The following is a 5,768-nucleotide window of genomic DNA, read 5'->3' as shown; positions in this document are numbered from 1 at the left end:
CTCGTAGGCCGTCTTGGTGTCGGGAAAGGTCTGCTCGACGAGGGACGTCGCGATGTCCTGCGGGGTCCGGTTCTGTGCGGGCTGGCTGATGAGTTGCAGCATGCCGCCGTCGCCCCCGGTGAACTCCGCCATCACCCCGTTGCGCTGGGTCGTCACCTTGTACGCCGCACTGGCCACCGGGTAGGACACCGAGAAGCTGTCGTCCGGCGCGGTGAACACCGGGTTCACCGCGACCGGTTCGCCCGTCGGCGGTGCCCCGCAGTCCGGCGGGCACATGTACCGCGCGGGGGGTTCGCTCATCATTCCCGCGAGCGACACCAGGACGACCGCCACCACGGCGATCCCGGCGCAGAGGATGGCCAGCAGTTTGAGGGCAGGCGCCTTGCGCACGCCTTGGGCACGCCCGACGGCGATGGGCACCGCGTAGCCCGGGAAGAACGTCGTCATCCGGCATCCGATCCCGGATCACGAACCGGCCGGTGCTCGCGACGCTCGGATCGGGAGGATCGTGACGACGCGTGGGTGGCCGCGCCGCAGACCGCGCAGAACGCCATGTCGGGCACGACGTTGCCGCAGCGCGGGCAGAGAATCGGTTTGTCGGCGGCGTATTCGTCCTGCGCTTCGTGCAACAGAGCCAGGTGCAAACCGATGCGGAGCAGGAGGATCGCCACGAGGGCAACGGTGAGGTGTATCCCGAGTTGCAGCCACTGCGGTACCCGGGCGACGTCGATGAGCCCGAGCGCGGCGTAGACGGCGATGACGGCGAAGCCGAAGGAGAACAGCGCCAGCCGGACATAGCCCACGTGTTTGTCGGCCTTGGTCGCCGGCCGGGTGAACCACAGCGCCGCGCCGATCAGCCCGCCCACGGCCGCCGCGGTCAACGGCACCGCNCGCCGACCGTTTCCTCGAGGCCCTGACCGGGGTGACCAACCCCGAGGGCAAGCGCAAGATCATCGGCCGCGAGTTCATCCGGGCGTTCGAGCGCGTGGTGCGCGACACCCTGGGCGCCAGCGAGGGCGAGATCGAATACCTGGTGCAGGGCACGCTGTACCCCGACGTCGTGGAATCCGGTGGTGGCGCGGGCACCGCGAACATCAAGAGCCACCACAACGTCGGCGGCCTGCCCGACGATCTGAAGTTCAAGCTCGTCGAGCCGTTGCGGCTGCTGTTCAAGGACGAGGTCCGCGCCGTCGGTCGTGAACTCGGCCTCCCGGAGGAAATCGTTGGCCGCCAACCGTTCCCGGGGCCGGGGCTGGGTATCCGCATCGTCGGTGAGGTGACCGCCGCGCGGTTGGACACCCTGCGTCGCGCCGATGCCATCGCCCGCGAGGAGCTCACCGCCGCCGGGCTGGATCAGCAGATCTGGCAGTGCCCGGTGGTGCTGCTGGCCGACGTGCGCTCGGTGGGTGTGCAGGGCGACGGACGCACCTACGGCCACCCGATCGTGCTGCGGCCGGTGTCCAGCGAGGACGCCATGACCGCCGACTGGACCCGAGTGCCGTACGAAGTGCTGGAACGCATTTCGACCCGGATCACCAACGAGGTGCCCGAGGTCAACCGGGTGGTGCTGGATGTCACCAGTAAGCCGCCGGGCACCATCGAGTGGGAGTGACCCGCTCGGCCGGGCTCAGCGGGGCGGATCGCCCTGCCACCGAAAACTGTTGACGTACTTGCCCATATCCAGCGCGAGCTGGAGGTTGGCGCCGGACGGCTTCCCGATTCCGGAGTCCGGACCGAACTCGCGATACGGGCCGACCGCCGAGGCGATGAGCGCGAGGTCGTTCTTCACGGCCACCATGACGATCACGCGCATCCGGCTGTAATTCATGGTCGCCCCCTGCGGCCAGCAGTCGGCCACCAGCCCGAACCCCGGTTGATAGCCGACCATGGCGTTGGGGATCTCGTATGCCGTCTTCTGCTTGAAAAAAAACAGCTCGACGAGGGACGTCGCGATGTCCTGCGGGGTCCGGTTCTGTGCGGGCTGGCTGATGAGTTGCAGCATGCCGCCGTCGCCCCCGGTGAACTCCGCCATCACCCCGTTGCGCTGGGTCGTCACCTTGTACGCCGCACTGGCCACCGGGTAGGACACCGAGAAGCTGTCGTCCGGCGCGGTGAACACCGGGTTCACCGCGACCGGTTCGCCCGTCGGCGGTGCCCCGCAGTCCGGCGGGCACATGTACCGCGCGGGGGGTTCGCTCATCATTCCCGCGAGCGACACCAGGACGACCGCCACCACGGCGATCCCGGCGCAGAGGATGGCCAGCAGTTTGAGGGCAGGCGCCTTGCGCACGCCTTGGGCACGCCCGACGGCGATGGGCACCGCGTAGCCCGGGAAGAACGTCGTCATCCGGCATCCGATCCCGGATCACGAACCGGCCGGTGCTCGCGACGCTCGGATCGGGAGGATCGTGACGACGCGTGGGTGGCCGCGCCGCAGACCGCGCAGAACGCCATGTCGGGCACGACGTTGCCGCAGCGCGGGCAGAGAATCGGTTTGTCGGCGGCGTATTCGTCCTGCGCTTCGTGCAACAGAGCCAGGTGCAAACCGATGCGGAGCAGGAGGATCGCCACGAGGGCAACGGTGAGGTGTATCCCGAGTTGCAGCCACTGCGGTACCCGGGCGACGTCGATGAGCCCGAGCGCGGCGTAGACGGCGATGACGGCGAAGCCGAAGGAGAACAGCGCCAGCCGGACATAGCCCACGTGTTTGTCGGCCTTGGTCGCCGGCCGGGTGAACCACAGCGCCGCGCCGATCAGCCCGCCCACGGCCGCCGCGGTCAACGGCACCGCCACCCCGCGGATGCCCGCCTCGACCAACAGGCCCGACATCGGACGATTACGGGCCACCATCCCGGCGCTCAGCTGCGGGGCCAGCCGGGTCAGGGTGGCGGCCGCGGTGAACGCCGTCGCGCCGAGAGCACCGATCATGAAGCCGTCCAACGATTCCCGGGACGGCGGCCGGAACACGCGGATCACCACCGCGGGCACCAGCATCAGCACCAGGCCGCCCAGCGGAATGCCCAGCCCGTGGCGCAGGATCCGGAATCCGGAGATGCCCGAGCCCAGTGGGACGCCGTAGGAGCGGGCCATCATCGAGCCGGTGAGAAGCACCCAGCCGACGCCCAGCCCGATGCCCAGTACCGCGGTGAGCACCAGCGTCGCGGTGGGCAGGTCACGGAAGGCGTCGGACTCCTGGAGGTAGATCACGAACAGCAGGGGTAATCCGAGCGCCGCGACGGCGATCAGGGCCGCGGGCAACCGCAGCAGCGCGCAGGCCACCAGCCCGGCCAGCAGGACCAGCATCGCGATCCGGAACGGGGTACGGGACCGGTGTGACAGGTGCGGGAACAGCGACGTGGTGATCGACGGGCGCAGGAGATGTTCTTCGGGGGCGACGCAGGAAGCGCCGAGCCGCAACCATTCCGGGCCGTCGGCCGATTCCTTGTCGAGGGGCACGCCACAGTAGCCGCAGTACTTGCCGTCGGGCACGTCGATCTTGCAGACCCGGCACTCGGTGGTGGGGACGTCTTCGTTGTCATTCTGCGGTGTTTCGGTCATCGGCCTGTCTTCTGCAGCACGAGAAGGTTCTTGACCAGATTCTCCACGTCCGGTGTCCCGAGCCCGGTCGCCATGTCGTAGCCGGGCCCGGCGTCGGCCACCGCGTTGCCGCCGAGGGTCACGTCCCGAAACGCCGGGAACTGCGCCCCTTGGGCGATGCGATAGAGCTGCGGGTTGAGATCGCCGATCAGCCGACCGCCGTTGTCGATCAGGTACTGGTTCATCACCGCCGTCAGTCCCGCCCAGATCGGGGCCGACTGCGATGTGCCGCCGCCGACGAGGTTCTTCTGGTTGAACACGATCCGCACCCCGGTGAACGGATCGGCCACCGCAGCCACGTCAGGGGTCAACCGGCGTCCGTCGGCAGCACCGGTGGCGTCCGGACTGGACACCGTGCGTTGCCATTCCGGGCGGTCGAACAATGCCGAGACGCCGCCGCCGGTGCCCAGCGACAGCGGTACGTCGAACCAGGTCTGCTCACCCAGCCAGCGGCCGTCGGCGGTGGTGGACAGCGTGGTCCCGCCGACGTCGGTCATCTCCGGCAGGGAGGCGACCGAGTCCAGGCCGATGTCGTCCGGGCCTGGGGGCGACGACCAGTTCTGTCCCCCTTTGCATTCCAGGCCGGCGAGATCGCCGCTGGCGTTGAAGGCGGTGGTGCCCCGCGTGTGTGCGCCGGCCAGGGCCGAGCGCACCGGGGCCAGATCGGCTGCGGTGAGCAACTTGTCGCAGCCCCAGCCGATCGAGAAGCTCCACACCGCGCCGGGGAACTGCTGATCCGCGGATTCGAGCATCTGCCCGATCTTCTCGTAGGCGCCGTCGCCTTCGACCGTCGGCCGCGCATTGATCACCACCTTGCGCGCGTCCGGCGCAATGGCATGTGCGACTTCGAGATCCATCGTGGTCTCGCCGCGCGGTTCACCCGGTTGGCCGCCGATCAGCACGGGCTTGAGCGGCGGGAGGTTCCACAGCGTGGTGAAGCTGTCGAGGTCGGCCTGGTCATAACCGTCGAACGAGAAGATCACGATGGTGGTGCCCTTGCCGGTGTAGCCCCGGGCGGCCAGTCCGGCGGCGTTGTAGGTGCTGAGCAACGCGGCCGGGGTCAGGCCCTGATCCGGTACGTCCAACGGAAAGAACGACGGCCGTGACATCTTGTGCGGGGTGTAGCCGAGGATCCGGCCGAGTTCGGTGACCTCGCCCTTCAGCGCTTCGGGTACTTCCGGCTGGTGTGGTGAGGCGTAGAACACCTGACCTTGGCGGCCCCGGTAATCGTGGATGCTCACCTCGAACGCCTCGGCGACGTCGCGCGGAGCGCCCTCGAGGATCGCCCAGGACTGCCCAGGCCGCCACCGCACCGTCAGATCCCGGGCGTGCGCCCACTGCAGCAACGTGTCCGGCCGGGCAGCGGGCTCCGGTGGCTGCTGCAGTGTCATGGTGAGCTGCACCGAAGCCTGTTGCGCCGGGCCGAGATCGGTTGACGCACCCAGCAACAGCGCGTACGGCCCGCTGATCGTGGCCGACGTGTCAGGCGCGGGCGCGGACCGAAGGTCCGATGCCAGCACCAGCACGCCGACCATGATCAGGCCGAGCAGCCAGTGATGTGTCACTGCGCGCAAAGCCGCGTACCCCGCGACCTTGCGTGATCAGTTGTCGCCGGGAGGCGCGGTGGGTGCCGGGGGCGCGATCACCTGGGGCGAGAACGGGTTCGGGCCGTGGGGATCGATGCGCGGCGCCTTCTCGGTCGGCTCGACCGGCGGCGCCGGAGTGGCCGGCGGGGCGGTGGTGGTGGTCGTCGTCGTGGTCGGAGTCGTGGTCTCGGGACCCTTCTCTTCCTCGGTACCGCACGCCGCGGTGAACGAGATCATCCCGATGACTGCCGCACCGCCCGCGATGACGGTGAGCCGACGAGTCAACTGCCCTGACTTCATGATGCGTGTCCTCACTGTCCCCCGTGGTTGTTACAGAGCCGGCCTTCGGTGAATCGCGAATGGATTCCCACTAGCTGCAACGCAATCGTGGCCCAGCCCCATCCCGAAGCGGGTTCTGGTGAACCGAACTCTAACGGAACGTCAGCGCGGTCGCAGTTCCATTGCTTCGGGCCCAGGCACGCAGGGCCGGCCTGCGCCGGGCGCAGCTTGACGCTGTCGGGGGGTGGGTGTTTACTCGAGCCATCGAACATACATTCGAAAATGTTGGTTTACGGATGAGGCGGG

Annotated in this window: 4 protein-coding genes and 2 pseudogenes; 1 reads left to right on the top strand and 5 read right to left on the bottom strand. The window is 68.6% G+C overall.

Translation table 11 applies throughout. From position 1 onward, the window contains the following. Both BN4332_RS31275 and BN4332_RS31270 read right to left on the bottom strand, forming a co-directional pair. Positions 1-447 (bottom strand): annotated as a pseudogene (locus BN4332_RS31275) (hypothetical protein); the annotation flags it as partial. Beyond that, the gene (locus BN4332_RS31270) at positions 444-887 is read right to left on the bottom strand and encodes a zinc ribbon domain-containing protein (RefSeq protein WP_235654347.1); all 444 of its coding nucleotides are present in this window, start codon (positions 885-887) and stop codon (positions 444-446) included. The gene BN4332_RS31270 and the pseudogene BN4332_RS31275, both read right to left, overlap by 4 nt. Here BN4332_RS31270 and guaA point away from each other — a divergent pair. After that, positions 881-1,612, top strand: a pseudogene (gene guaA, locus BN4332_RS31265) (glutamine-hydrolyzing GMP synthase); the annotation flags it as partial. The gene BN4332_RS31270 and the pseudogene guaA overlap by 7 nt on opposite strands. 731 nt (positions 1,613-2,343) lie before the next feature. On the opposite strand, the gene BN4332_RS31255 reads toward guaA, so the two are convergent. The 3 genes from BN4332_RS31255 to BN4332_RS31245 all read right to left on the bottom strand — a co-directional run bounded on the left by BN4332_RS31255 (position 2,344) and on the right by BN4332_RS31245 (position 5,483). Beyond that, positions 2,344-3,558, bottom strand: coding sequence for a hypothetical protein (locus BN4332_RS31255; protein WP_066903978.1), 1,215 nt, complete (start codon positions 3,556-3,558; stop codon positions 2,344-2,346). Further along, positions 3,555-5,132: a S53 family peptidase gene (locus BN4332_RS31250; protein ID WP_066903981.1), complete on the bottom strand. Its 1,578-nt coding sequence runs from the start codon at positions 5,130-5,132 to the stop codon at positions 3,555-3,557. The genes BN4332_RS31255 and BN4332_RS31250 overlap by 4 nt, the downstream gene beginning before the upstream one ends. A gap of 66 nt (positions 5,133-5,198) precedes the next feature. Then, on the bottom strand, positions 5,199-5,483 hold the full coding sequence (locus BN4332_RS31245) for a hypothetical protein (protein ID WP_066903976.1): 285 nt from the start codon (positions 5,481-5,483) through the stop codon (positions 5,199-5,201). Positions 5,484-5,768 lie beyond the last annotated feature (285 nt).

The sequence above is a fragment of the Mycolicibacterium houstonense genome (assembly GCF_900078665.2).
Taxonomy (GTDB): Bacteria; Actinomycetota; Actinomycetes; order Mycobacteriales; family Mycobacteriaceae; genus Mycobacterium; species Mycobacterium houstonense.
Note: the sequence above shows the minus strand (reverse complement) of the source record. Positions and strands in the feature narration are given on the sequence as shown.